The following is a 22767-nucleotide window of genomic DNA, read 5'->3' as shown; positions in this document are numbered from 1 at the left end:
ATCTCCGGTGCGTGTCAGGCGGAAAGACAGGGAAGGGAGAAGGCCACCTGGGCCCCGGCGCCGGGCGCCGAGTCCACCACGATGGAACCCCCGAGCTTCATGGCCCGCTCACGCATGTTGAGCAGGCCGTAGTGGCCGCGCGGCGTGCGGCCCGGGTCGAAACCCTTGCCGTTGTCGCGGACCACCAGGTGCACGCCCTCCGCGCTGAAGTCCAGGCGCACCTGGACCTCCTTCGCCTCGGCGTGCTTCGCGGCGTTGGACAGACACTCCTGGAGGATGCGGAACAGCGCCAGCTGCGCGTCCGGAGGCAGCTTGCGCGTCAGGCCCGTCCGCTCGAAGTGGATGGTCTGGCCGGTGCGGTCGCGGAACGTCTTGACGTAGTCCTCCAGGCCCTGCGCCAGCTCGAAGTCGTCGCGCATCATCCGCAGGTTGCGGCGCAGCTCTTCAATCGACTCCTCCGCGGTGGCCTTCATCTCGCGGATCTCCGTGCGCAGCCCGTCCTCGCGCGCGAGGTTCAGGATGTACTCCGCCTGGATGATCATCGACGATAGGGACGCACCCAGGCCGTCGTGGATCTCTCGCGCCAGCCGGTTGCGTTCCTCCACCACCGCCAGCTCCTTCAGGTCGCCCTGCAGTGACACCACCTCGCGGTGCGCGGTGGCCTCGCGCTCGTTCAGGTACACGAGCACGTAGACGATGATGAAGTTGAGCCCCAGGTACCAGAGCAGCGTGAGCAGCTCCACCGCCGTCACGGAGCGGTTGAGGAGCAGATCCAACCGCGTGGTGATGGGCAGCGCCAACAGCGGCGGCAGGATGGCCAGCGGCTTGGGGAAGAGGATGGCGAACAGGGTGGTGAAGAGCAGCTGCGTCGCCAGCAGCGGGCTTTGCAGACCGCCGCCCACCTGCGGCCGGGCGATGAGCACCACGGTGATCAGCAGGTCGATGCAGAGCGACAGGTACGTCACCCACCGGCCCGCCTTCGGGTGGTCGATGACGAGCAGGTTCGCGACGCTGTAGATGAGCATCGCGAAGTAGCCCAGGAAGGAGATGGGCCCGTTGAAGCCGAAGTAGCCGCTCCACGCGGGCACCGCGAGGATGAGCAGGCCCAACGTGAGGAACATCATCCGCGCGTAGAACAGCGCGCGGGCCCGGGCGACGAAGCGGTCCTGCTCCCAGGAGGCCGCCGCCTGCTCCGCGGACACGTTGTCCGTGAGGTTGCGGCGCTCCAGCACGGCGCGGACGCGGGCCTTCAGGTCATGGGCCGGGTGGTCGTCGCCGGGTCGGAGGTCGCTGTCCATTCGAGCGGCAGCTTACGGGACCTTCCCGGGGAGCGGAATTCCCGGCAAGCCGCCAGGTCGGCATCCTGGCGGGGGCAGCCAGGCCGCGTGCTACTTGGGGGCGCCTTCGTCCACGCACGCCTTCTTCGCCTCGGGCTGGCGGGAGAGGACGAAGTCCAGGCGGTCGGTGGTCTCGCCGGTGCGCTCGTCGAACAGGGGCGTGCCGCCCGCGTACATGGTGCCCTTCTGGCTGCCGTACCTGTCCAGGTTGTGGGACTTGAGCCAGCCGTCCACGCAGGCCTCCAGGGCCAGGCGGTCGCTGGCGCCCGAGTCGTAGGTCACGGCGCTCGCGTCCTTCGTTCCGGCCTCGGCGGTGGCCGTCGGGGCCGGGGGGGCGGCGTCGCGGTCCGACTGGAGCTCCTCCTTGACGGTGCCGGTCTGAGTGGCCGCGTCGGGGCTCTCCCCGGTGTTCTTGTGGCAGCCGACAGCCAGGGACAGCAGGGTGGAAAACACGAGCGCGCCGGTCAGGTTTTTCATATGTCCTGGCAGGTGAGGGCCGCTTGTGACGGCGGCGGTTGAGAAGGCTTCGGGAACGTCCTGAGGTCCGGACGTGAAGTCGCCGCACCATATTCGTTTCGTTCCTCGCGGAGCACCAGCCCCATGCACGGTTCCCCGGATACCGACCATCACGCGCGCATTCCCCACGCCACGCGCATCGAGCGAGCGCGGGTGCTGGTGGTGGGAGCGGGCGGCCTGGGCTGTCCGGCGTCGCTCGCGCTGGCGCAGGGCGGGGTGGGCCACCTGACGCTGGTGGATCCAGACCGCGTGGACGTGACGAACCTGCCCCGGCAGCTCTGGCACCGCACCCAGGACGTGGGCCGCTTCAAGGCGGAGTCCGCCGCGGCCGGCCTGCTGCGCGCCTTCCCCGGCTTGAGCGTGGAGGCGCTGCCGGAGCGGCTGGACGCGGGCAACGCGGAGGCGCTCTTCCGCGAGCACGACCTGGTGGTGGACGCCACCGACGGCGTGGCCACCAAGTTCTTCCTGTCGGACGTGGCGGTGCTCACCGGCGTGCCGCTGGTGTACGGCGGCGTGCTGCGCATGCACGGGCAGGCGCTGCGCATCGACCCCGGCGGCCCGTGCCTGCGCTGCCTCTACGAGGACGTGCCGCCTCCGGACGCGGTGCCCACCTGCGCGCAGGCGGGCGTGCTGGGCGCGATGGCGGGGCTCATCGGCGCGGTGCAGGCGCTGCTCGCGCTGGAGCTCCTGGCGGGCGCGGCGACGGGGCCCCGGGGTCAGGCCACGCTGCACGTGCTCGACGGCGAGACGCTGGAGGGGCGCACGGTGAAGGTGACGCGCGCGCCCGACTGCCCGGGGTGCAACATCCGGACGCTGCCCCCGTTCCCCTCGACCCAGGAGGACACCGCATGCCCGACGTGACGGCGACGTTGGACATCACCCGCGAGGTGTGTCCGATGACCTACGTGCGCACCAAGCTGAAGCTGGAATCGCTGCCCCCGGACACGCTGCTGGAGGTGCTGCTCAAGGGCGACGAGCCCTTGAAGAACGTGCCCCGCAGCGCGAAGGATGAGGGCCATGACGTGGTGTCCCTGGATCCGCGCGGGGATGGCACGCACCGGTTGATCATCCGCAAGCGGGGGAAATGAACCATGGCCACGATTCGCATTCCGACACCCATGAGGACGCTGACGCGCAACCAGTCCGAGGTCCAGGCCACCGGCGGCACCGTGGGCGAGGTGCTGCGCGACCTGGAGGCGCGCTACCCCGGCATGGGCGCGCGCCTCTTCGACGACAAGGGCGCCGTGCGCCGGTACGTGAACGTCTTCCTCAACGACGAGGACGTGCGCGCGCTCAAGGCCCTGGACACGCCGGTGAAGGACGCGGACCGGATCACCCTCATCCCCGCCATGGCGGGAGGCTGAACGAGGGCGTCATGGCGCTGCGCGAGGATCAGATTCTCCGCTACTCCCGGCAGATCCTCCTGCGGCACGTGGGCGGGCGCGGGCAGGAGGCCCTGCTGTCGGGCGGCGCGCGCGTGGACGGGCTGGGCGCGTCCGGCCTCACCGCCACGGCGTACCTGGCCGGCGGCGGCACCCCGGTGACGGGTGTGGGCTCGCTGACGATGGGGCCGTGGTCGCCGGGCTTCCTCGCGTCCGCGCACGACGTGGGCCAGCCGGTGGCGGAGGTATTGGCGCGCGTGGTGCCGGAGGTGAACCCGGACGCGGTGGGCACGCCCGGCGGCGGACTGCTCGCGGAGCTGCCGGCGGCCTGGAGCGGCGAGGCCCCGTGGGTCGCGCTGGGCGGTGACGGTGCGCGCGGCGCGGTGGTGTTCCGGGGGCAGGACGGCTGCGTCTGGTGCTTTGGCGAAACGGTGCGCCACCTGGGCACGCCGCCAGACGGGGCCCTGGGCGTGGCCCTGGGCGCGCTGGGTGCGCTGGTGTTCCAGCGGCTGCGGCTGGGCATGGGCCCGTCACTGGGCGGCAGGTGGTTGAGCGCCCCGGGCTCGATGACGGACCTGGAGCCGCGCCGGTGCTCACGCTGCGCGGCGGCGGAAGCGAAGCCCTGATCCACGAGCCCCCGCCGGAAGCGCTCGCCCAGATGATCCGCTACCTGGAGGCGGCGTGGCCTCACGAGGGCTGCGGCGTGATCCTCCGGAGCGATGAAGGGGCAGGGGAGTCCTGGCGGGTCGTCTCCCTTCCCAACGCCTCCCCCACACCGCGCGTCGCCTACGCCTTCGCGCAGGAGGCGTGGCTTCAGGTCTGCCTGGACGCGGATGCGCGACGGGAGGTGGTGGCCTGCGTCTTCCACTCGCACGTGGACGCGCCCGCGGTGTTCTCCACCGAGGACCGCCGCCAGGCTGCTCCCTCGGGAATTTCCCTACTGCCGCAGGTGTCATATATTGTAGTCGCCATATACGGAGGCCGAGCGGTCTCCGCCTCAAGGTCGGTTTGGATCACGGGTGGTTTTCAGACTGTTCCGCTTCTGTTGGCGGATTTCAGGTTTGAAAAACCCGTGTAAGGGCGGGAACTTGCCCTGCGACCGACCCCACCTGTGGAAAGGTGGGTCCGAATTGTCAAGTGACTGGGTTTTCGTCTATAAAGCGGCGGTCTACTGGATCTGCCGCGTCCCACGCCGCGTGCAAGAAGCGCTCCGGACGCAGGGAGTTTGAACCCTTATGGCCCCCAACACTGGCTTCACCCTCTGGCTGACCGGCATGTCCGGGACCGGGAAGACCACGACGGCCGCTTACATCGCGGCGCGCCTCCGTCAGGTCGGACGCAACGTGGAGGTGCTCGACGAGGGCGAACTCCATAACGACCTGTGGGCCGGCATCGGCGACACCAAGGACGAGCGCAACATGGTGGTGCGCCGCCTGGGCTTCGTCGCTGGCCTGCTCGCGCGCAATGGCACGGCCGTGCTCGTCCCGTGCGTGAGCCCCTACAAGTCGAGCCGTGAGGAAGTGCGCCGCGCGGTGGGCAAGTACGTGGAGGTCTACGTCGACTGCCCCACGGAGAAGCTCATCGAGCGCGACACCACCGGCAAGTACAAGAAGGCGCTCAACGGCGAGATTCCCAACTTCATCGGCATCACGGAGCCGTACGAGCCGCCCACCTCTCCCGAGGTGACCATCTACTCCGACACGGAGTCGGTGGAGGACGGCGGGACGAAGATCTTCCAGGCGCTGCTGGACCTGGGCCTGATGTCCACGGACGAGCTGAAGACCATCACCGGCAAGAAGATGAAGGCCAACCCGCTGCCGGCGAAGAAGGCGCGCCGCGACGAAGAGGACCCGCCGGTCCGGGTCGCCGCAGTGAAGGCCGCCAAGGCCCCCAAGGCGGACAAGGGTTCCAAGGGCGCCAAGGCGCGTCCGGCCACCCGCGCCGCCCGCGTGGGCAAGCCGGCCCCGGCCGCGAAGAAGAAGGCCGCCAAGGGCAAGGCCCGATAGTCCCCATCGCTGTCCCCTGACTGTCGAAGGGCTCCAGGTTGCCCGCGCGATGCGCGTGCAATCCGGGGCCCTTCCGTTTTAGGAGTCCCCCATGCTGAGCCCCGAGCGGATTGAAGCCCTCTGTGAGTCGTCCCGCCCCAAGCTGGAGGCGATGCGCGAATCGCTTCGCGCCCACGGCAGCGCGCTGGTGGCGTTCTCCGGCGGCGTGGACTCCACCTTCGTCCTCCAGGTCGCGGTGGAGGTGCTGGGCGAGCGTGCCCTGGCGCTCACCGCGCTGTCGGCCTCCGTCGCCCCGGAGGAGGAGCGCGAGGCCCGCGAGCTGGCGGCCCGCCTGGGCGCCCGGCATGTCGTCGTCTCCAGCAACGAGCTGGCGAACCCCAACTACGCCGCCAACCCCACCAACCGCTGCTACTTCTGCAAGACGGAGCTGTACGACCTCTGCGAGGCGAAGCGCGCGGAGCTGGGCCTCGCCGTGGTGCTGGACGGCTTCAACGCGGACGACTTCAAGGATCACCGCCCCGGTCACAAGGCCGCGAAGGAGCACCAGGTGATGTCCCCCCTGGCACAGGCCGGGCTCACCAAGGATGAGATCCGCGCGTGGAGCCGCAAGCTGGGGCTGCCCACCTGGGACAAGCCGCAGATGGCGTGCCTGGCGTCGCGCATCCCCTACGGCACGTCCGTGACGCGCGACCGGCTCCTGCAGATCGCCGCCGCGGAGTCGGAGCTGCGCGCCCTGGACTTCAAGCAGTTCCGCGTGCGCTACCACCAGGACGTGGCGCGCATCGAGCTGGCCAGCGAGGAGTACCCGCGCTTCTTCGAGGCCAGCGTGCGCGAGCGGATCAATGGCGCCTTCAAGTCCCTGGGCTTCAAGTTCGTGGCCCTGGACCTGGAGCCCTTCCGCTCCGGCCGCCTCAACGAGGCCGCAGGCATCGCCCCCGCGGCGGGAGCAGGGCAGGGCGGCACCGAGGGCTTCCGGCTCCCGGTGGTGGGGTGAAGGGCCTCGGCTCTGCCTTCCTGATCCTCGCGTCCACCCCCGTCGCCGCCGCGGAGTACGTGGACGACGGGCCCTACGCGCGCCGGCGCTCGCTGATCCTCACCGTGGGGCCCGGGGCCACGTACACCGAACGGATCAGCGGGGATGCCGCCGTGTCCGGGCTCGTCGGGCACCTGGACCTGGGCGTGGGCCTCACCGTCGGCTACGAGGGGGACGAGGTGTTCCTCCTCGCGCGCGGCAGCACCGGACGCCCGGGAGAAGAGCTGGCGCTGATCACCGGCTACCGCAGCGTCTTCGGATCCGAGTCGTGGCGGACCTTCTTTGATCTCGGCATTTCCGTGCGTCCGATTTCTGGGCCGTGGCTGGGGCCTCGCATAGGGTTCGGCGCCAGACACACCCTCTCGGATCATTTCGCGCTGTACGGCGGGCTCGGCTTCACGTTCGGGTTCGGCTCCGGACTGCGCGCGGACACCGAGCTCTTCACCGGGTTGCAGTGGATCATCCCGGTGGGTTCGGCCTCGTAGGTTGTTTTCTTGAGGTTGTCCGACATTGTGAGAGGGTGTGTGCATCTGTCGGAGGCCACGCACTTGGACATGAATCCCCGCCTCACCTCGGTCGTGTTTCGTCTCAACCGCGAGAAGCTGGACGCCCTGAAGGAGCTGTCGCGCACCACGCGCATCCGTCAGAGCGAATACCTCCGGGAGGCCATCTCGGATCTGCTGGCGAAGTACGAAGCGCGCTTCGTGGACTGAAAAGCGCGACGTCAGCCCGGCGGCGCTCCCGTGAAGGGTGGCGCGTCGGGCAGACCGGGCGGGTGGAGGCGCTCGCCGGGCCCGAAGGGGTCCACCGCGGAAGGATAGCGGACCTCCCACAACACCAGCCCATGTGCCGGGGCCTTGAATCCGGCCAGGGACACTCCCGCATCCAGCGCCGCGTGCCACTGCTCCTCGGACAGGAGCCCCGCGGCCACCTTCAGCGCGCTGCCCACCAGGTACCGCACCTGGTAGCGCGCGAAGCCATCTCCCGTCAGCCGCGCCTCGAAGAGCCCTCCGCCCAGCTCCCGCAGGGTGGCGGACGCGAGGGTGCGCGGCTTCTGGGGACTGGAGCGCTCATGGAACGCGGTGAAGTCCCGCGTGCCCACGGCGCGGGCGAGCAGCGCCTCCAGCCTCTCCGGTGTCACCCGGTGCCCCGGCTGGAGCGTCTCGTCCGCCGCCACGTCCAGCGCGTACGGCCTCCACGCTTCCGAGGGTGGAGTGCCCAGCGTCAGGTGGTAGCGGTACTCCTTGCCGCTCGCGCTCCACTGGGCATGGAAGGCGCCCGGAGGCCGCTTCGCGATGCACAGCCCCACGTCCGGGGACAGGTGCGGGGCCAGCCGCACGGGCAGTGAGTCCAGGGGCACGTCTTCATTGAGGCGCAGGCTGATGACCTGCATCCGGGCGTGCACGCCCCGGTCGGTGCGCCCGGAGGGCATCACCGTCGCCGGTGAGCCTGCCTGCTCCAGGGCGTCCTCGAGCGCGTCCTGGACCGTGGGGCCTTCCACCTGGCGCTGGAAGCCGCGGAAGTTTCCGCCGCGATACCAAGTCCACAGTACGGCGGGAATTCGTTTGAGCGAGGGCCTGGCCACGGCGTTGCGATATCGGCGGGAGAAACACGATACTCCCGCGCGAATGCTGGCCGGACAAGAACTCGCGGTGGACAGTGATGGGCAGTGGCTTTTCCGACAGGGCGACCTGGTGCTGGGGCCCATCACCGCGTCCCAGGTGGTGGAGAAGCTCTACACGGGGGAGTTGACCCCGGACAGCCCGGTGGCGCCGGCCGGTGAGCGGGAGTTCCGGACGCTCCGGGACACCGCCGCCTTCCAGGTGCACATCGCGCGCTACGAGGCGCAGGGCCGCGTCGCCCAGACGATGCTCGTCGAGCAGGCCCGCAACCAGATGCGCGTGAAGGTGCTGGGCGGAGTCGCCGCGGGCGTGGCGCTCCTCTTGGGCGTCACCGGCTGGTACCTGGCTCGCAACGCCGCCGTGTACGGCCTGTTCGGCGCGACAGAGGAGGGCGACGGCATCACCATGGATCCGCCCACCATCCGTCTGGCCCAGGCGCGCGGGGACGACGAGGACCTCTTCGCCTACCCCACCAACGACCCGCGCCGCCCGGATCGCCCCGCGGGGCAGGGCAGTGCCGCCCCCAAGACAGGGGGCACTGCCGCGGTGGCCAGCGCCTCGGCCACCAACCGGCCGCCCCGGACGGGCAGCGTCTCCACGGATCCGGACGGCCTGGAGATGGCCCAGCAGTTCGATCAGGGCGCCATCAACCGCGTCGTCGCGGGCAACCAGTCCAAGCTCTTCCGCTGCTTCAAGGAAGAGGCCGAGCGCACGCCCGGCCTGGCCGCGAAGATTCCCATGGAGTTCGTCATCGGGAACGACGGCCGCGTGGCGAAGCTGTGGGTGGACAACCCCCAGTTCAAGCAGGGCCCGCTCTTCGAGTGCCTCTTCTCCGAGCTGAAGAAGTGGCCCTTCAAGGCCTACGACGGCGAGCGCGCCACCGTGGGGCTTTCGTTCAACATCGGCAAGCGAGGGTAGGGCGACTTTCTTGCCCACCCCCCGGACGTGCCCGATACAACAGGCATGTCCGCCTCTGTCGCCGAAGTCGAAATCGCCAAGAAGGCCATGAGCGTCCCCCCGGGGACGTTCCGCCACACCGTCCTGCTCGCCGCCAAGCGCTTCAAGTCCACCTGGGCCGAGCTGGGCAAGCTGCTCGTCCAGGTCCGGGATGAAGCCAAGTACGAGGAGTGGGGCCACGCCTCCTTCGAGGCCTATTGCCTCAAGGAGCTGCACATCAAGAAGCAGACCGCGCTGAAGCTCACGCGCTCGTTCAGCTTCCTGGCCAAGCACGAAGCCCCGGAAGAGCTCCAGCAGCACGAGTTCCCGGAGAAGGCCCCCGCCTTCGAGGTGGTGGAGGTCCTGGCGGACGCCGAGGAGCGCGGCCAGCTGTCTCCCACCGAATACAAGTCGCTGCGCGACAGCATCTGGAGCCCGGAGAAGTCCCCCACGGAGCTCAAGAAGGAATTCACCGAGCGCTTCCCCCGGCCCCCGCCGGAGCCGCCCCCGGAGAGCCTCCAGGTGCGGAAACTGGCGCAGCTGGCGCGAAAGCTCGCCTCCGAGCTGGCGGGGAGCCGTCGAGTCCCCAACGCCGTCGCCGAGCGGGCGGCCTCCCTGGCGGACGATGTCGAAGAGATCGCGTCGAGCGTGACGGACGCCTGAGTCGCTGTTATCCAACGTCGACCCGTTGACCTGGGATGAACGCTCCTGGGAAAGGGCACCTCCGCCGGGCTTCCTGCCCGGAGGGGAGGGCCCTATAGTGGGTTCAGGGCCTGTAGCAGGTGGGCCTGGAGCCGTCGAAAGACGTGGGCGGCTTCGCGGGTGGTGCTGTGCGGTGGTCGGCGGAGAAGGTCCCGAACCGGGACCGGCGAACTCGGAGGCGGCAGTGAAGAAGGAGCACCACGTCAACCTGTCCTGCTCGTTCTGCGGCAAATCGCAGCGCGAGGTTCGGAAGCTCATCGCCGGACCCACGGTCTACATCTGCGACGAGTGCATCAAGCTGTGCAACGACATCATCGCGGACGAGAACGAACGCGAGGAGGGCAAGCCGCAGGTCAGCCTGCCCACGCCGCTGGAGATCAAGGCGTTCCTCGACGACTACGTCATCGGTCAGGACCAGGCGAAGAAGGTCCTCTCGGTCGCGGTCTACAACCACTACAAGCGCATCTACCAGAAGAAGCCGGCCGCCCGGCCGCGCCCCGGTGTGAAGAGCCCCGGCGGCGAGGAAGTGGAGCTGCAGAAGAGCAACATCCTGCTCATCGGCCCCACGGGCTCCGGCAAGACGCTGCTCGCCCAGTCCCTGGCGCGCTTCCTCAACGTTCCCTTCACCATCGCGGACGCCACCAGCCTCACCGAGGCCGGCTACGTGGGTGAGGACGTCGAGAACATCATCCAGAACCTCCTCCACAACGCCGACTACGACGTGGAGAAGGCCGCGCGCGGCATCGTCTACATCGACGAGATCGACAAGATCGCGCGCAAGGGTGACATGCCCAGCGCCACCCGCGACGTGGGCGGCGAGGGCGTGCAGCAGGCCCTGCTGAAGATCATCGAAGGCACCCGCGCCAACGTCACCCCGCGCGGCGGCAAGAAGTACAACCAGCAGGAGTATGTCCAGGTCGACACGACCAACATCCTCTTCATCTGCGGCGGTGCCTTCCACGGCATCGACGGCGTGATCAAGCGCCGCGTGGGTGAGAAGGGCCTGGGCTTCGGCGCGAAGATCACCCACAAGGAAGAGCGCAGCGTGGGTGAGCTCCTGGCGATGACGGAGCCGGAAGACCTGATGAAGTTCGGGATGATCCCGGAGTTCATCGGCCGTCTGCCGATGATCGCGACGCTCAACGACCTGAAGGAGGATGACCTCGTCACCATCCTCACGATCCCGAAGAACGCCCTGGTGAAGCAGTACCAGAAGATGTTCGAGATCGAGAAGGTGAAGCTCACCTTCACCAAGGAAGCGCTGCGCGCCATCGCCCGCGAGGCGATGCGCCGTCACTCCGGAGCGCGCGGCCTGCGCGCCATCATGGAGGACGCGATGCTGGAGATCATGTACGACGTGCCGTTCCGCGAGGGCGTCAAGGAGTGCAAGATCACCGAACAGGTGATCACCAAGCACGAGCCTCCGCAGATCGTCATGGAGAAGGAAAAGAAGACCGCCTGAGGTTTCCCTCGGCGGTCGTTGTCCCCACCCGGCGCCCCTCGCCTTCGCAGGCAGGGGCGCCGTGGTGTTCCTGGCGCCCTTCAGCTCTGCGTGACGCGCACCGTGGTCTTCATCTCGCGGCCGGTGGCGGGGTCCTTCGCGCGCATGGTGAGGATGCCCTCCACGCTCACGTCGAAGATGATCTCCACGTTCACCGTGCCGGCCTTCGCGGGGACGATGCCGGAGAAGGTGAACTCACCCAGCATGTCGTTGCGCGCCACCGTGTCGTGGTCGCCCTGGTAGATGCGCATCGCCAGTTCGGTCTGGTTGTCGATGCTCGTCGTGGCCAGGAGCTGCTTCGCGTTGGGGATGGACGCGTTGCGCGGGAAGACGACGTGGAAGCCGCCGTCACCGCGCTCCAGGCCAATGGCCATGGGAATCACGTCCAGCAGCTGGATGCGCAGGTTGGTGTCGTCCTGGAGCGAGTGCGCGTAGAGCGCGGCGCCAATGGCCACGGCCTCGTCCGGGTGCACGCCCTTGCTGGGCGGCTTGCCGAAGAACTTGGTGAGCCGGTCCTGCACGACGGGCATGCGCGTCTGGCCGCCCACGAGCATCACCTCGTCGATGTCCTTGGTGGACAGGCCGGAGTCCACCAGCACGCGCGCGACCATCTGGAGGGTGCGGTCCACCAGCTGGTTCGTCAGCTGCTCCAGCATCTTGCGCGTGAACTTCATCTCGATGTTCAGCGGCTGGCCCTGCGCCGTCATCGTGATGAAGGGGATGTTGAAGGGCACTTCCTCGCGCGCGGACAGGTCGATCTTGGTCCGCTCCGCCAGGTCCTTGATGCGCTGCATGGCCACCGGATCCGTGGCCAGGTCGATGCCCGTCTTGGCCGCGAAGTCCTTCAGGACGTGGTGGATGATGGCGTTGTCGAAGTCGATGCCGCCCAGGAACACGTCGCCGCCGGTGGACTTCACCTCGAAGACGCGGTCGCGGATTTCGATGATGGAGACGTCGAAGGTGCCGCCGCCCAGGTCGTAGATGACGACCTTTTCCGACAGCCCCTTGCCCACGCCGTAGGCGAGCGCCGCCGCGGTGGGCTCGTTGATGATGCGCACCACCTCCAGGTCGATGAGCTTGCCGGCATCCTTCACCGACTGGCGCTGCCGGTCGTTGAAGTACGCGGGCACCGTCACCACCGCCCGCTTGATGGGCATCTTCAGGTAGTTGGAGGCGACCTCGCGGATCTTCCCCAGGATCTTGGCGCTGATCTCCTGGAGGGTGAACTCCTTCTTGCCCACGTCCAGGGCGACGTCGTTCTTCGCGCCGGGGCGCATGTTGTACGCCACGGCCTTCTTCATCGTGCCGACGACGTCGCTGTTGAAGTTGAGCCCGACGAGGCGCTTGGAGCCGTAGACGGTGTTGCGCGGGTTGAGCTGCCACTGGCGCTTCGCCTCGAAGCCGATGAGCTCGTTGCCCTTGTCGTCGATGGCGAAGATGGAGGGGATGGTGTACTCGCCGCCCTTGTAGGGGATGAGCTTGACGTTCCCGCTGTCCTCGACGATCGCCGCGCACGAGTTCGTCGTGCCGAGGTCGATGCCGATGATGGGCTCCTTGTGCATCGCGTGTGGGCTCCGGGTGAGGCGTTGCGGCTCTGTGGGGTGTGGCAGTCCGGGACCGTATCTCACCCGTCCCGGGTGCGCGAATCGCGAACCATCCGTCATCCGACGGACGGCCTCAAACTTCCAGCGCGCTTGAACCTCCCACCCCGGACGCCCGCCTGGCCGGGTGGGACACGCGGCTGGCGTCCAAGCGCGTGGCCCCGAACACACCGGACGCCGGGGAGGGGGCGCTCGCTTTACATCCCCCCGGGCCGGGAACGAAGGTCATTCCCCGGGGTTCACATGCGACGGCGATGCGCCGTGGCTACATCCGAGAGACTACCCACCCACAGAGGGGAGCCGCCGTGGAAGCGAAGGGCTATCTGCAGGAGGTGGGCGCACAGGTCAGCGCCGACTTCGTCAAGAACCGGTCCATCCTGTCCTTCGAGGAGTACCTGTCGCTCTTCTTCACGGACCCCAAGGGGCAGTCGCGCAACGCGGCGCAGTACCTGCGGGACGTGATGGACCACTACGGCACGGAAGCCGTGCCGCACCCTACGGGCTCCATCCGGCGCTTCAAGGTCTTCGACGTGCCGTCCGCGGAGCACGACGGCCGCGTCGCCGGGCAGGAGGAGGTGCAGAACGCCCTCTACCGCATCCTGGGCAACTTCGTGCGCGCGGGCCGCATCAACAAGCTCATCATGCTGCACGGCCCCAACGGCAGCGCGAAGTCCAGCCTGGTCAACGCGCTGAAGCAGGGCATGGAGGACTACTCCCGCCAGCCGCAGGGCGCCCTCTACCGCATCGCGTGGGTGTTCCCGTCGGAGAAGCTGATCAAGGGCTCCATCGGCTTCGGCGAGCGCGCGGGCGCGAAGACCGCGGAAGGGGAGCTCACGACCTACGCGCACCTGGACGCGGAGGCGCTGGACCTGCGCATGCCCTGCGAGCTGCGCGACCATCCGCTGTTCGCGGTGCCCCCGGCGGAGCGCAAGTCGCTCTTGGAGGGCGCGCTCAAGAAGAAGGGGCTGGGCAACGGCGACGGAGAGACGGGGGACTTCATCCTGTCCGACTACGTGCGCGACGGCGAGCTGTGCGCCAAGTGCCGCCGCATCTATACGGCCTTGCTCAACTCCTACGGCGGGGACTACCTCAAGGTCCTGCGCCACGTGCAGGTGGAGCGCTTCTACGTGTCGCGCCGCTACCAGGTGGGCACGGTGACGGTGGAGCCGCAGATGAGCGTGGACGCCGCCGCGCAGCAGATTTCGGCGGACCGCACCCAGCTCAACCTCCCGGCCGCGCTGCACAGCACGGTGCTCTTCGAGCCGCATGGCCCGCTGGTGCACGCCAACCGCGGCCTGATTGAATACGCGGACCTGCTCAAGCGCCCGCTGGAGGCCTTCAAGTACCTGCTGGGCTTCAGCGAGACGAGCGAAGTGCCGCTGGAGCCCTTCGTGCTCCAGCTGGACGAGGTGCTCATCGCGTCCTCCAACGAGAAGCACCTGGCGGCCTTCAAGGAGCTGCCGGACTTCGCGTCGTTCAAGGGCCGCATCGAGCTGGTCCGCGTGCCGTACCTGCGCCGCTACAAGGTCGAGCAGGAGATCTACGACGCGCAGATCACCGCCACGTCCGTGGGCAAGCACGTCGCGCCGCACGCCACGGAGGTGGCCGCGATGTGGGCGGTGCTCACGCGCCTGAAGAAGCCCATCCCGGACCGCTACCCGGCCAACGTGAAGCCGCTGGTGGATCAGGTGGCCCCGGTGGAGAAGCTGCACCTGTACCAGGAGGCCGGGGTGCCGGCGCGGCTGTCGTCCTCGAACACCAAGGAGCTGCTCAAGCTGCGCGAGGAGATGTACGAGGAGTCCGACGCGTACCCCAACTACGAGGGGCGCTCCGGCGCGAGCGCGCGGGAGATAAAGACCGCGCTCTTCAACGCCGCGCAGAACCCGGACTACAAGTGCCTCCACGCGCTGGCGGTGCTGGAGGAACTGCACGCGCTCTGCAAGGACAAGAGCGTCTACGAGTTCCTCCTCCAGGAGGTGATGGACGGCTACCACGACCACGAGACGTTCGTGCGCGTGGTGGAGGGCGAGTACCTGGACCGCGTGGACTCGGAGGTGCGCGACTCCATGGGCCTGGTGTCCGAGGGCCAGTACCGCGAGCTGGTGGAGCGCTACATCCAGAGCGTCAGCCACTGGGTGCGCGGGGAGAAGATGCGCAACCGCGTGACGGGCGAGTCGGAGAAGCCGGACGAGGCGCGCATGGCGGAGGTGGAGGCCATCGTGATGCCGCAGGGCGAGGCACCGCCGGACTTCCGCCGCGGGCTCATCGCCTCCATTGGCGCGCACCGGCTGGACAACCCGGACGGTGCCATGGACTACCCGCGCATCTTCCCGGACATGTTCAAGCGCCTGCGCGACCACTACTTCGAGGAGCGCAAGCGCGTGCTGCGCAAGAACAAGGAGAACGTCCTCAAGTACCTCTCCGAGGACCGCAACCAGCTCTCCCCGCGCGAGCAGTCCCAGGTGCAGGACACGCTCAAGACGATGGCGGAGCGCTACGGCTACTGCGAGTTCTGCGCGAAGGACGCCATCCTGTTCCTGATGCGTCAGCGCTACACCTGACGGGTGGGGGAGGGCAGGCATCCGTTAAGCCGATGCCTGCTCGCCTGCTTCCCAATCCGGGCCGGGGCTCGGGATGATGGGACCTCACACCGAGTTCACGCGTGTGTCGTCGTCTTTCGTCCCTCCTCTTCCTTGCGCCTGGAGTGTTGATGAACCGGTTGCTGTTGGGCACCCCCCTCCTGTGGGCCCTCGTGTCGTGCGCCAGTGCCCCGTCGCAGTCCTCCTCGGAGACTCCGGTCGCGACGCACACGCAGGCCCCGCTCCGGGTGGAGCGGGCGCTGTCCCGGCCCGAGCCCACGCCGCAGCCCACGCGCAAGGCGATGGTGCGGCGCATCCTCCCGCTCAACGTGCGGCTGGTGACGACGGAGGGCGGCAAGGTGCGCCGCTCGGCGTCGGGTGTCGTCATCGGGACCGAGTCCAGCGAGGCCGGCCCCGTCAGCTACGTGCTCACCAACGCGCACGCGGTGGAGCAGGGCGACCTCACGGACCCCGTGCTCAAGGTCGTGTTGGATCGGCGCGCGGAGACGCACGAGTACGCCGCGGAGGTGGTGGCCACGGGCGAGGTGCCGGACGTGGACCTGGCGCTCCTGCGCGTGACGGGCGTGACGTGGCCCGTGGCGGAGCTGGCCGCCGACGATGAGCCCGAACCGGGCGAGGACGTGGTGGTGGCGGCGTCCCCGTACGGCCGCGCGCTGTCCATCTCCGGCGGCATGGTGTCCCAGGTGGAGTGGGACAAGCAGACGAAACACCCGCGCATGCTGAAGACGGACGCGCCCATCGGCTACGGGGCCTCCGGCGGCGGCATCTTCAGCATGGAGACGGGGCGCCTGTTGGCCATCGTGGAGGGCTACCGCACCGCGAAGGTGGACTTCGAGGTCGCCTCCCAGAACTTCAGCTTCGACGTGCCCATGCCCGGTGAGACGTTCGCCGCGCCCAGCGCCAAGGTGCGCGGCTTCCTCCAGGCGAAGGGCTTCGGCCGGCTGCTGGAGCGCTCCCCGGACGCGGAGGGTACGGGGCCGCAGAAGACGGCGAGTCGCTGATCCGACAGCGCCCTGGCCTGGAAATTGGTGCGCGCGGGATCCGGCGTTAGAGCTGCGGGCTCATCCGCTGGAGGGTTCACGCGCATGTCCGCTCGGGGCAATTGGGATCAGTACTTCATGGACATCGCCCAGCAGGTGGCCACCCGCGCCACCTGCGACCGCAAGCACGTGGGCGCGGTGCTGGTGCGGGACAAGACCATCCTGTCCACCGGCTACAACGGCGCCATCCGCGGCCTGCCCCACTGTGATGAAGTGGGCCACATGATGGAGAACGGCCACTGTGTGGCCACCGTCCACGCGGAGGCCAACGCCATCATCCAGGCGGCGAAGAACGGCGTCGGCATTGATGGGGCGACCATCTACACGACCGCCAGTCCCTGCTGGCCGTGCTTCAAGCTGATCGCCAACAGCGGCTGCACCCGCATCGTCTTCGGCGAGTTCTACCGGGACCCCCGCATCTTCGAGTACGCGGCCCGGCTGGGCCTCCAACTCGTGGGCCTGGGCGCCGCCGCACAGGCGCCCGTGCCTGCAACCGCGACCTGAGGGCGCATCCGTGTCCGGGGATGGACAACCCCTGGATGCGCTGATCGTCCGGGGCAGGGTTCACGTTCGTTGAACGACACTTGTGAGTTCTCCTAAGTGGCTGTTCCGACACGGGAATTTTAGAATTCCGGCAAGAATTACCGACCCAGGGTTGACGATCCCTGGGGTGCTCCCTAAATCCTGGCTCCGGTAGGGCGGCGGCGGGGGTGGGGAGACGGAAATTCCTAGGAGTTCCAAGTGGTTAGCTCAATGGCAATGGCCAGCAATGTGCCCTCTGTCCAGGATGTGTCGGATCCCGTGGTGGGCGCTGCCCGCTACGACGCGGTTCCGCCCCTGATGGACAGCCTGCTGCACGACGTGCGCAACCCGCTCAACGCGCTGGCCATCCACCTCGAAGTCCTCTCCGAGAAGCTCAAGGGCGAGTCCGGCCAGGTGCCGGCCACGCAGGAGAAGAACCTCAAGGCCATGCGCGAGCAGATCGCTCGCGTGGACGGCCTGCTCAAGCTCTTCTCTGACTTCATCGTGTTTCGCGGGGCGGGCCCTTCGGGGGACGCGCCGCTGTCGGACGCCACCGGCAAGGCCCTGGACGTGCTGGGCCACGAAAGCCGCCGGCGCCGCCTCCAGGTCACGCGCGCCATTGATCCGGACGTGCAGGCCCGCATGGAGGACACCACCGAGCTGGGGTTCTTCCTGGTGCAGGTGCTGATGCGCGCCTTCCAGCGCGCGGAGCCCGGCGGCACCGTGGTCGTCGCGGTCCGCGCCGAAGGCCCTCAGGCGGTGCTGGAGGTCGTGGACGGATCCTCGGGGCCCGAGCGGGCGGCCGACACCGTGGCGGCCCTGACGCTCCGCGCGGCGCAACTGGGCATCGAAGTCGCTATTCAGGCGGGGACGTGCCGCCTCGTGTTCCCGCGCGCCTGATTTCCCCCTCGGGCGCTGTCGGTCTTCCATCCGGTTTCATCACGCTTCATCGCAGTGGAGGTTTTCACCTTGGGCAGCGCACGAATCCTGGCCGTGGATGACGAACGTGAGACCTGCGAGGCCCTGGCGGAGATGTTGTCCGCCTGGGGTCACAAGGTCGAGACCGCGTTCGACGGGCATGACGCCCTCCGCAAGGCCGGTGAGTTCCGGCCCGACGTCGTCCTGTCGGATCTCGCCATGCCGGAGACGGACGGCCTGTGGCTGTTGCGCAACCTGCGCGAGGAGCTGCCGGACTGCCCGGTGGTGTTCCTCACCGGCCGCGGCACCATCGACACCGCGGTGGAGTCCATCCGCGAGGGCGCCTACGACTTCATCGTGAAGCCGCTGGACACCGCGCGGCTCAAGGTCTGCATCGACCGCGCGCTGGAGAAGAAGGAGACCCTGCGCGAGGTGCAGACGCTCCGGCGCCGCCTCAAGCAGCTGGGCTCCACGGACCTCATCGCCGGCTCCATTGGGATGCGCAAGGTCATCGAGATGATCGAGAAGGTGGCCCCCTCCAAGGCCAGCGTCTCCATCAGCGGCGAGTCCGGCACGGGCAAGGAGGTGGTGGCCCGCACGGTGCACAACCTGTCCCTGCGCCGCGACAAGCCCTTCATCGCCATCAACTGCGCGTCCATCCCCGCGACGCTGATTGAATCCGAGCTCTTCGGCCACGAGCGCGGCGCCTTCACCGGCGCGGATCAGCGCCGCCCGGGCGTGTTCGAGATGGCCCACGGCGGCACGCTCTTCCTGGACGAGTTGGGGGAAATCCCCATCGACCTGCAGGCCAAGCTGCTGCGCGTGCTGGAGGAGGGCCGCCTGCGCCGGCTGGGTGGCAAGGTGGAGATCGAAGTGGACGTGCGCGTGCTGTCCGCCACGAACCGCGACCTGAAGCAGGAGATCAAGAACCAGCGCTTCCGCGAGGACCTCTACTTCCGCCTCAACGTGTTCCAGCTGCACCTGCCGCCCCTGCGCGAGCGCCGGGACGACGTGCCCATCCTGGTCCAGCACTTCGTGGACAAGTTCCGCGGGGACTCCGCCAAGCGCGTCTCCGGCGTGCACCCGGACGCCATGGAGGTCCTCAAGAACTACGACTGGCCGGGCAACATCCGCGAGCTGCGCAACGCCGTGGAGCGCGCCGTCATCCTCTGCGACGGGGAGCTGATCACCCGCGAGCACCTGCCGCCCGACATGGCCGGCAAGAGCCCGGAGCGCCACACGTTCAAGCTGCCGTTCGGCTTGAGCCTGGACGCCGTGGAGCGCGAGTACATCCTGGGCAGCCTCCAGCGGAACGGGAACAACAAGGCCCGTACGGCGGAGGTGCTGGGGGTGAGCGAGAAGACGCTCTACAACAAGCTCAACCGCTACGCGGCGGAGAACCGGGCGCAGGGCGCCCCGGGTGGTGGCAGCCCCCTGGGTGGACAGGGCAGTGACGGGCCCATGAGCGCCAGCAGCTTCCTCACCCGCTGATCCGCGTTCCCCGTTGGGGTAGGCGGCTGGCGGCTGGCGTCCGCTGACCTGACAGGTAGGCATATGGGCCCGGATTCCGGGCCCTTGGCAGGGCTCCTGGAGTGCACGCGCGGGGCCTCCCCAAGCCGGTTTAAACGGGCGGGGGAGGTCTCGAAAACCCCTGTCAATTCTTGACTTTTCCCCCCTGAACGGGGGATCCTCCGGGCCTCTCCCACCCGTTGGTGAGGGCCCGGCCGGGACGTTTCATTTCGGGCCACGTCCGCCCCCCATGGTGCGGTCGTCCGACGTGAGTCATCTGGGGTGCCGCCGGGGGGGACCAAGGAAGGCCACAACGCAATGAGCGACGCGAGAGTACTTCACTTCTTCGGCGGCAAGGGCGGGGTTGGCAAGACCACGCTCGCGGCAGCGTACGCGGTGAGGCTCTCGGAAGAAGTGCCCAAGCACCGGGTGCTGGTCGTCTCGTTGGACTCGGTCCAGTCCCTGTCGGACCTCGTGAAGAAGAAGCTGCCGGCGAAGCCCACCAAGCTCCAGGCGGGCAAGGGTGAGGGGGGCCTCTTCGGCGCGGAGCTGAACCCGTCCGCGCTGCTCAAGCCGTTCCTGGCGGAGTACCTCCCGGCGCTGGCGAAGGCGGCGGTGAAGGGGACGCACCTGTCGGACGAGGAGATGGGCAAGCTCTACCAGCAGGCGGTGCCGGGGCTGGAGGAGCTGGTGGCCCTCTTCCACGTGGTGGATCTGCTGGAGTCGGGCGAGTACGACCGCGTCGTCGTGGACACGGCGCCCACCAGCCACACGCTGCGCCTGTTCGACATGCCGGCGCAGCTGCGCAAGTTCCTGGGCTTCGTGAAGGCGGGCCAGGACCGGGCGGCTCCGGCGGCCTCCGGCAAGGGCAAGAAGGCGGCCGCCGCGGCGGCGGACGCGGCTCCCGCGGGCTTCCTGGAGCAGGTGGGCCAGAAGGCGGAGAAGCTGCTGGCGCTCCTGAAGGACCCCGCGCGCACGGCGTTCCACCTGGTGGCGCTGGCGGAGCCGGTGCCGGAAGCGCAGACGCGCATGTACTTCACCCAGCTGCGCGAGCGCGGGCTGCCGGTGACGGAAGTGGTGGTCAACCAGGTGGAGGACCACGAGGGCTGTCCGGCGTGCCAGGGCCGCCGCGGCCTGCAGGCGCCTCACGTGCGCAAGTACCAGGCGCTGGACAAGACCGTGCCCGTGAACCTGCTGGGCCGCCGCGAGGTGGCGCCCCGGGGGCTGGACGGGCTGAAGGAGTTCGCCAAGGAGTGGGCGGCGGGCAAGGAGACCAAGGCGCTGGAGTTCAGCGCGGCCGAGGGGCCTCCGGCGCTGGTGCGCGCCCCGTCCATGCCGCCCATCGCGGCGCCTCCGCTGCCGCCCACGCGGCTCATCTTCTTCGTGGGGCAGGGCGGGGTGGGCAAGTCCTCCTGCGCGGCCGCCGCGGCGGTGACGCTGACGGAGAAGGAGGGGCCGGTGCTCCTCATCTCCACGGACCCCGCGCACTCGCTGTCGGACGTGCTGCAGAGCCGCCTGACGGACACCGAGACGCAGGTGAAGGGCACCAAGGGCCTGTACGCGCGCGAGCTGGACATGGCGGGCTGGTTCAACGCCCTGCGCAAGCGGCTGAAGGAGAAGGCGGAGAAGGCCTTCGAGGGCGCGCCCAAGGCGGGCAACGACGTGCCGGCGGACCTGCTCTACCTTCGCAACCTGCTGGAGTGCGCGCCCCCGGGCATCGACGAGCTGGCGGCCATGTCCGTGCTGACGGACGCGCTGGTGCAGGAGCGCTTCAAGCGCATCGTGGTGGACTCGTCGCCGCAGGTGACGAACGTGCGCGTGGTGGAGCTGGCGGACACCGCCAAGACGTGGCTGGGCGCGCTGCACGGCATCCTCAACAAGCACCGCGCCAAGGGCCTGGGCGAGCTGGCGGATGACCTGGCGGCGATGCTCAAGCACGTGAAGCGCTTCGAGGACGCGCTGGCGTCCCCCAGCGAGTCGCGCTTCGTCGTCGTGACGCGCGGCGAGGACCTGGCCGCGTCCCGCACGGAGCGGCTGGTGGAGTACCTCAAGGAGAAGAAGCTCCAGGTGGAGCGGGTGCTCGTCAACCGCGTGGGCCCCAAGTCCACCTGCGAGAAGTGCGAGAACCGCCGCAAGCTGGAGCTCAACGCGGCCAAGGCCATGGAGAAGAAGATTGGCCTGCCCGTGACGATGGCGCCCGCGCTGGGCCGTCACCCCGCGGGGCTTCGCGAGCTGAAGGCGTTCCGCACCGCGTGGTACGCGCTGTCCGCGCCGCCGGCGAAGATCAAGGCGGCCTGACGTGAGTCGTACGCCGGGCGCCTAGTGGGGGCCTGGCAGCAGGGACAGGGGCAGCCGGTGGGGATACGCCCGGCGCGCCTGGCCCAGCAGGTCCACGGCGCTCGTCTTGAGTGAGCGCGCCGTCGGGGCCGCCGGCAGGGCTTCCAGGTGCTGATGCAGGACCCAGCCCGGACCGATGATCATCAGCGCCACCGCCGGCACGATGCACAGGGTCACCACCGCGCTGGCGCCGCCCACGGTTCCCAGCAGTCGCAGCACCGGGGACGCCTGGATGCGCGGGCGCTGAAGGGCCGCGAGGATGCGCGCGAAGAGGCCGCCGCCCACGAGCCCCAGCACCGTGGCCAGCCCCCAGCTCAGCCCCCCCACCGGCGTGCCGAGCACCGGCTCCAGCAACTGGGGCGCGGAGGCTCCCAGCACGAAGGCGAGGACGAAGGGCGCCGCCGCGACGATGGCGACCAGGCCCCAGTGTCTTGCGTTGAGTCGGTGCACAGCGCTCCCCCCTCTGCTCCGCGAGGAAGGTGGGCACCGGCGGGCAGGCATGCCAAGGGCGGCGCTCCCGGGATGCGTGTAGGCGTGAACGAGCCGTCACTTCACGTGTTCAGGCCTCGCACTCGGACGGGGTGTCCGTGAAGCGCCCCAGGGGCTCCGGGAGGCTCAGGAAGCCGTCCGCGTCCAGGCTTCCGGTGACGGGGGCGGCCTTGGGCAGCGTCACCGTCACGGCGCGGCCCTTCACCGTGTACGTGCCCTGGATGCGGGACTCCTTCGCCTTGCCGGAGTCGTTGATGTCCTTCTTCCAGAACTCCACGCGCCCGCCGTCCTGGAACTTGAGGGCGCGGGTGGTGCCGTAGACGCCCGAGCCAGCGCCGTACCAGGACACGTTTCGCAGGAGGGTGGGGATGCTGGCCTCCTTCTCCGGGGTGTGGCCCAGGAGCTTCTGCCAGCCCAGTGTGTCCCGGATGACGTCCAGGTCCTTGTCCTCCTTCGCCCGCTGGAGGCGGCGCGGATCCAGGCGCACGGCGGTGGTCAGCTCCTCCACGATGGTGCCCTGGTAGGCGTCGTAGTCACACACCTTGCCCTGCTTGCGCAGGACGCCCAGGGTGGCGGCGGCGTTGTAGTGGGCCAGCGCGTAGTCGGGGCTGGCCCGGGCGGCGGCCTGGAACTTCTCCAGCGCTTCGGGGTACCGGCCGGACTGGTAGAGGCGGAAGCCCTGGGTGTTGAGGGCCTTGCCCGACGGGGGGGGGGAC

At 68.9% G+C, this 22767-nt stretch carries 24 protein-coding genes; 18 read left to right on the top strand and 6 right to left on the bottom strand.

Annotated features, from left to right (window positions below):
* Positions 1 to 14: 14 nt before the first annotated feature.
* Together D7W81_RS12620 and D7W81_RS12615 are read right to left on the bottom strand one after the other, a co-directional pair.
* Positions 15 to 1298, bottom strand: coding sequence for a sensor histidine kinase (locus tag D7W81_RS12620; RefSeq protein ID WP_120555609.1), 1284 nt, complete (start codon positions 1296 to 1298; stop codon positions 15 to 17).
* A gap of 90 nt (positions 1299 to 1388) precedes the next feature.
* A complete protein-coding gene (locus D7W81_RS12615; RefSeq protein ID WP_120555608.1) occupies positions 1389 to 1814 on the bottom strand; it encodes a hypothetical protein in 426 nt (141 codons plus the stop codon).
* A gap of 123 nt (positions 1815 to 1937) precedes the next feature.
* On the opposite strand from D7W81_RS12615, the gene D7W81_RS12610 reads away from it, so the two are divergent.
* The 9 genes from D7W81_RS12610 (at position 1938) to D7W81_RS12570 (ending at position 6987) form a co-directional block, all read left to right on the top strand.
* Positions 1938 to 2714: a HesA/MoeB/ThiF family protein gene (locus D7W81_RS12610; protein ID WP_120555607.1), complete on the top strand. Its 777-nt coding sequence runs from the start codon at positions 1938 to 1940 to the stop codon at positions 2712 to 2714.
* The gene (locus D7W81_RS12605; RefSeq protein ID WP_014396694.1) at positions 2702 to 2941 is read left to right on the top strand and encodes a sulfurtransferase TusA family protein; all 240 of its coding nucleotides are present in this window, start codon (positions 2702 to 2704) and stop codon (positions 2939 to 2941) included. Before D7W81_RS12610 ends, D7W81_RS12605 begins: the two co-directional genes overlap by 13 nt.
* Before the next feature lie 3 nt (positions 2942 to 2944).
* Positions 2945 to 3217: a ubiquitin-like small modifier protein 1 gene (locus D7W81_RS12600; RefSeq protein ID WP_120555606.1), complete on the top strand. Its 273-nt coding sequence runs from the start codon at positions 2945 to 2947 to the stop codon at positions 3215 to 3217.
* Between the two features lie 11 nt (positions 3218 to 3228).
* Positions 3229 to 3861, top strand: coding sequence for a HesA/MoeB/ThiF family protein (locus D7W81_RS12595; protein WP_120555605.1), 633 nt, complete (start codon positions 3229 to 3231; stop codon positions 3859 to 3861).
* Positions 3825 to 4313, top strand: a complete 489-nt coding sequence (locus tag D7W81_RS12590) for a M67 family metallopeptidase (RefSeq protein WP_244227169.1) — start codon at positions 3825 to 3827, stop codon at positions 4311 to 4313. The genes D7W81_RS12595 and D7W81_RS12590 overlap by 37 nt, the downstream gene beginning before the upstream one ends.
* A gap of 157 nt (positions 4314 to 4470) precedes the next feature.
* Positions 4471 to 5241, top strand: a complete 771-nt coding sequence (gene cysC / locus D7W81_RS12585) for an adenylyl-sulfate kinase (RefSeq protein WP_120555604.1) — start codon at positions 4471 to 4473, stop codon at positions 5239 to 5241.
* Between the two features lie 91 nt (positions 5242 to 5332).
* Positions 5333 to 6235, top strand: coding sequence for an ATP-dependent sacrificial sulfur transferase LarE (gene larE / locus D7W81_RS12580; protein WP_120555603.1), 903 nt, complete (start codon positions 5333 to 5335; stop codon positions 6233 to 6235).
* Entirely contained in the window at positions 6232 to 6759 is a 528-nt protein-coding gene (locus D7W81_RS12575) for a hypothetical protein (protein ID WP_120555602.1), read from the top strand. Before larE ends, D7W81_RS12575 begins: the two co-directional genes overlap by 4 nt.
* Before the next feature lie 63 nt (positions 6760 to 6822).
* Entirely contained in the window at positions 6823 to 6987 is a 165-nt protein-coding gene (locus D7W81_RS12570) for a ribbon-helix-helix domain-containing protein (RefSeq protein WP_014396701.1), read from the top strand.
* 11 nt (positions 6988 to 6998) lie between these two features.
* Here D7W81_RS12570 and D7W81_RS12565 read toward each other — a convergent pair whose 3' ends face one another.
* A complete protein-coding gene (locus D7W81_RS12565; RefSeq protein ID WP_120555601.1) occupies positions 6999 to 7859 on the bottom strand; it encodes a tRNA pseudouridine synthase A in 861 nt (286 codons plus the stop codon).
* Between the two features lie 43 nt (positions 7860 to 7902).
* Here D7W81_RS12565 and D7W81_RS12560 point away from each other — a divergent pair, with 43 nt between their 5' ends.
* The 3 genes from D7W81_RS12560 (at position 7903) to clpX (ending at position 10996) form a co-directional block, all read left to right on the top strand.
* The gene (locus D7W81_RS12560) at positions 7903 to 8814 is read left to right on the top strand and encodes an AgmX/PglI C-terminal domain-containing protein (protein ID WP_120555600.1); all 912 of its coding nucleotides are present in this window, start codon (positions 7903 to 7905) and stop codon (positions 8812 to 8814) included.
* 27 nt (positions 8815 to 8841) lie between these two features.
* The gene (locus D7W81_RS12555) at positions 8842 to 9495 is read left to right on the top strand and encodes a hypothetical protein (protein ID WP_171447768.1); all 654 of its coding nucleotides are present in this window, start codon (positions 8842 to 8844) and stop codon (positions 9493 to 9495) included.
* A gap of 223 nt (positions 9496 to 9718) precedes the next feature.
* Positions 9719 to 10996 (top strand): ATP-dependent Clp protease ATP-binding subunit ClpX, encoded by a 1278-nt coding sequence (clpX, locus tag D7W81_RS12550; RefSeq protein ID WP_120555598.1) that lies wholly within the window; start codon positions 9719 to 9721, stop codon positions 10994 to 10996.
* An 80-nt stretch (positions 10997 to 11076) separates the two neighbouring features.
* On the opposite strand, the gene D7W81_RS12545 is transcribed toward clpX, so the two are convergent.
* Entirely contained in the window at positions 11077 to 12597 is a 1521-nt protein-coding gene (locus tag D7W81_RS12545) for an Hsp70 family protein (protein ID WP_120555597.1), read from the bottom strand.
* Positions 12598 to 12941: 344 nt separating this feature from the next.
* On the opposite strand from D7W81_RS12545, the gene D7W81_RS12540 reads away from it, so the two are divergent.
* From D7W81_RS12540 to D7W81_RS12515, 6 genes are all read left to right on the top strand, one after another.
* On the top strand, positions 12942 to 15197 hold the full coding sequence (locus tag D7W81_RS12540; protein ID WP_120555596.1) for a PrkA family serine protein kinase: 2256 nt from the start codon (positions 12942 to 12944) through the stop codon (positions 15195 to 15197).
* A gap of 149 nt (positions 15198 to 15346) precedes the next feature.
* Complete coding sequence (locus tag D7W81_RS12535) at positions 15347 to 16237, top strand: S1C family serine protease (RefSeq protein WP_120555595.1); 891 nt, start codon at positions 15347 to 15349, stop codon at positions 16235 to 16237.
* A gap of 84 nt (positions 16238 to 16321) precedes the next feature.
* Complete coding sequence (locus D7W81_RS12530; protein WP_120555594.1) at positions 16322 to 16780, top strand: deoxycytidylate deaminase; 459 nt, start codon at positions 16322 to 16324, stop codon at positions 16778 to 16780.
* 297 nt (positions 16781 to 17077) lie between these two features.
* Complete coding sequence (locus D7W81_RS12525) at positions 17078 to 17698, top strand: histidine kinase dimerization/phospho-acceptor domain-containing protein (RefSeq protein ID WP_306440886.1); 621 nt, start codon at positions 17078 to 17080, stop codon at positions 17696 to 17698.
* 69 nt (positions 17699 to 17767) lie between these two features.
* On the top strand, positions 17768 to 19207 hold the full coding sequence (gene nla6, locus D7W81_RS12520; RefSeq protein ID WP_120555592.1) for an enhancer binding protein Nla6: 1440 nt from the start codon (positions 17768 to 17770) through the stop codon (positions 19205 to 19207).
* A 336-nt stretch (positions 19208 to 19543) separates the two neighbouring features.
* Complete coding sequence (locus tag D7W81_RS12515; protein ID WP_120555591.1) at positions 19544 to 21523, top strand: ArsA family ATPase; 1980 nt, start codon at positions 19544 to 19546, stop codon at positions 21521 to 21523.
* Between the two features lie 21 nt (positions 21524 to 21544).
* Here D7W81_RS12515 and D7W81_RS12510 read toward each other — a convergent pair whose 3' ends face one another.
* Both D7W81_RS12510 and D7W81_RS12505 read right to left on the bottom strand, forming a co-directional pair.
* Entirely contained in the window at positions 21545 to 22012 is a 468-nt protein-coding gene (locus D7W81_RS12510; protein WP_120555590.1) for a hypothetical protein, read from the bottom strand.
* Positions 22013 to 22121: 109 nt separating this feature from the next.
* Positions 22122 to 22767: tetratricopeptide repeat protein (locus D7W81_RS12505; RefSeq protein ID WP_147445456.1), on the bottom strand; the 646-nt coding region annotated here is incomplete at its 5' end.

The organism is Corallococcus aberystwythensis (assembly GCF_003612165.1).
GTDB classification, from domain to species: Bacteria; Myxococcota; Myxococcia; order Myxococcales; family Myxococcaceae; genus Corallococcus; species Corallococcus aberystwythensis.
This window is presented reverse-complemented; position numbering and strand designations above follow the sequence as displayed.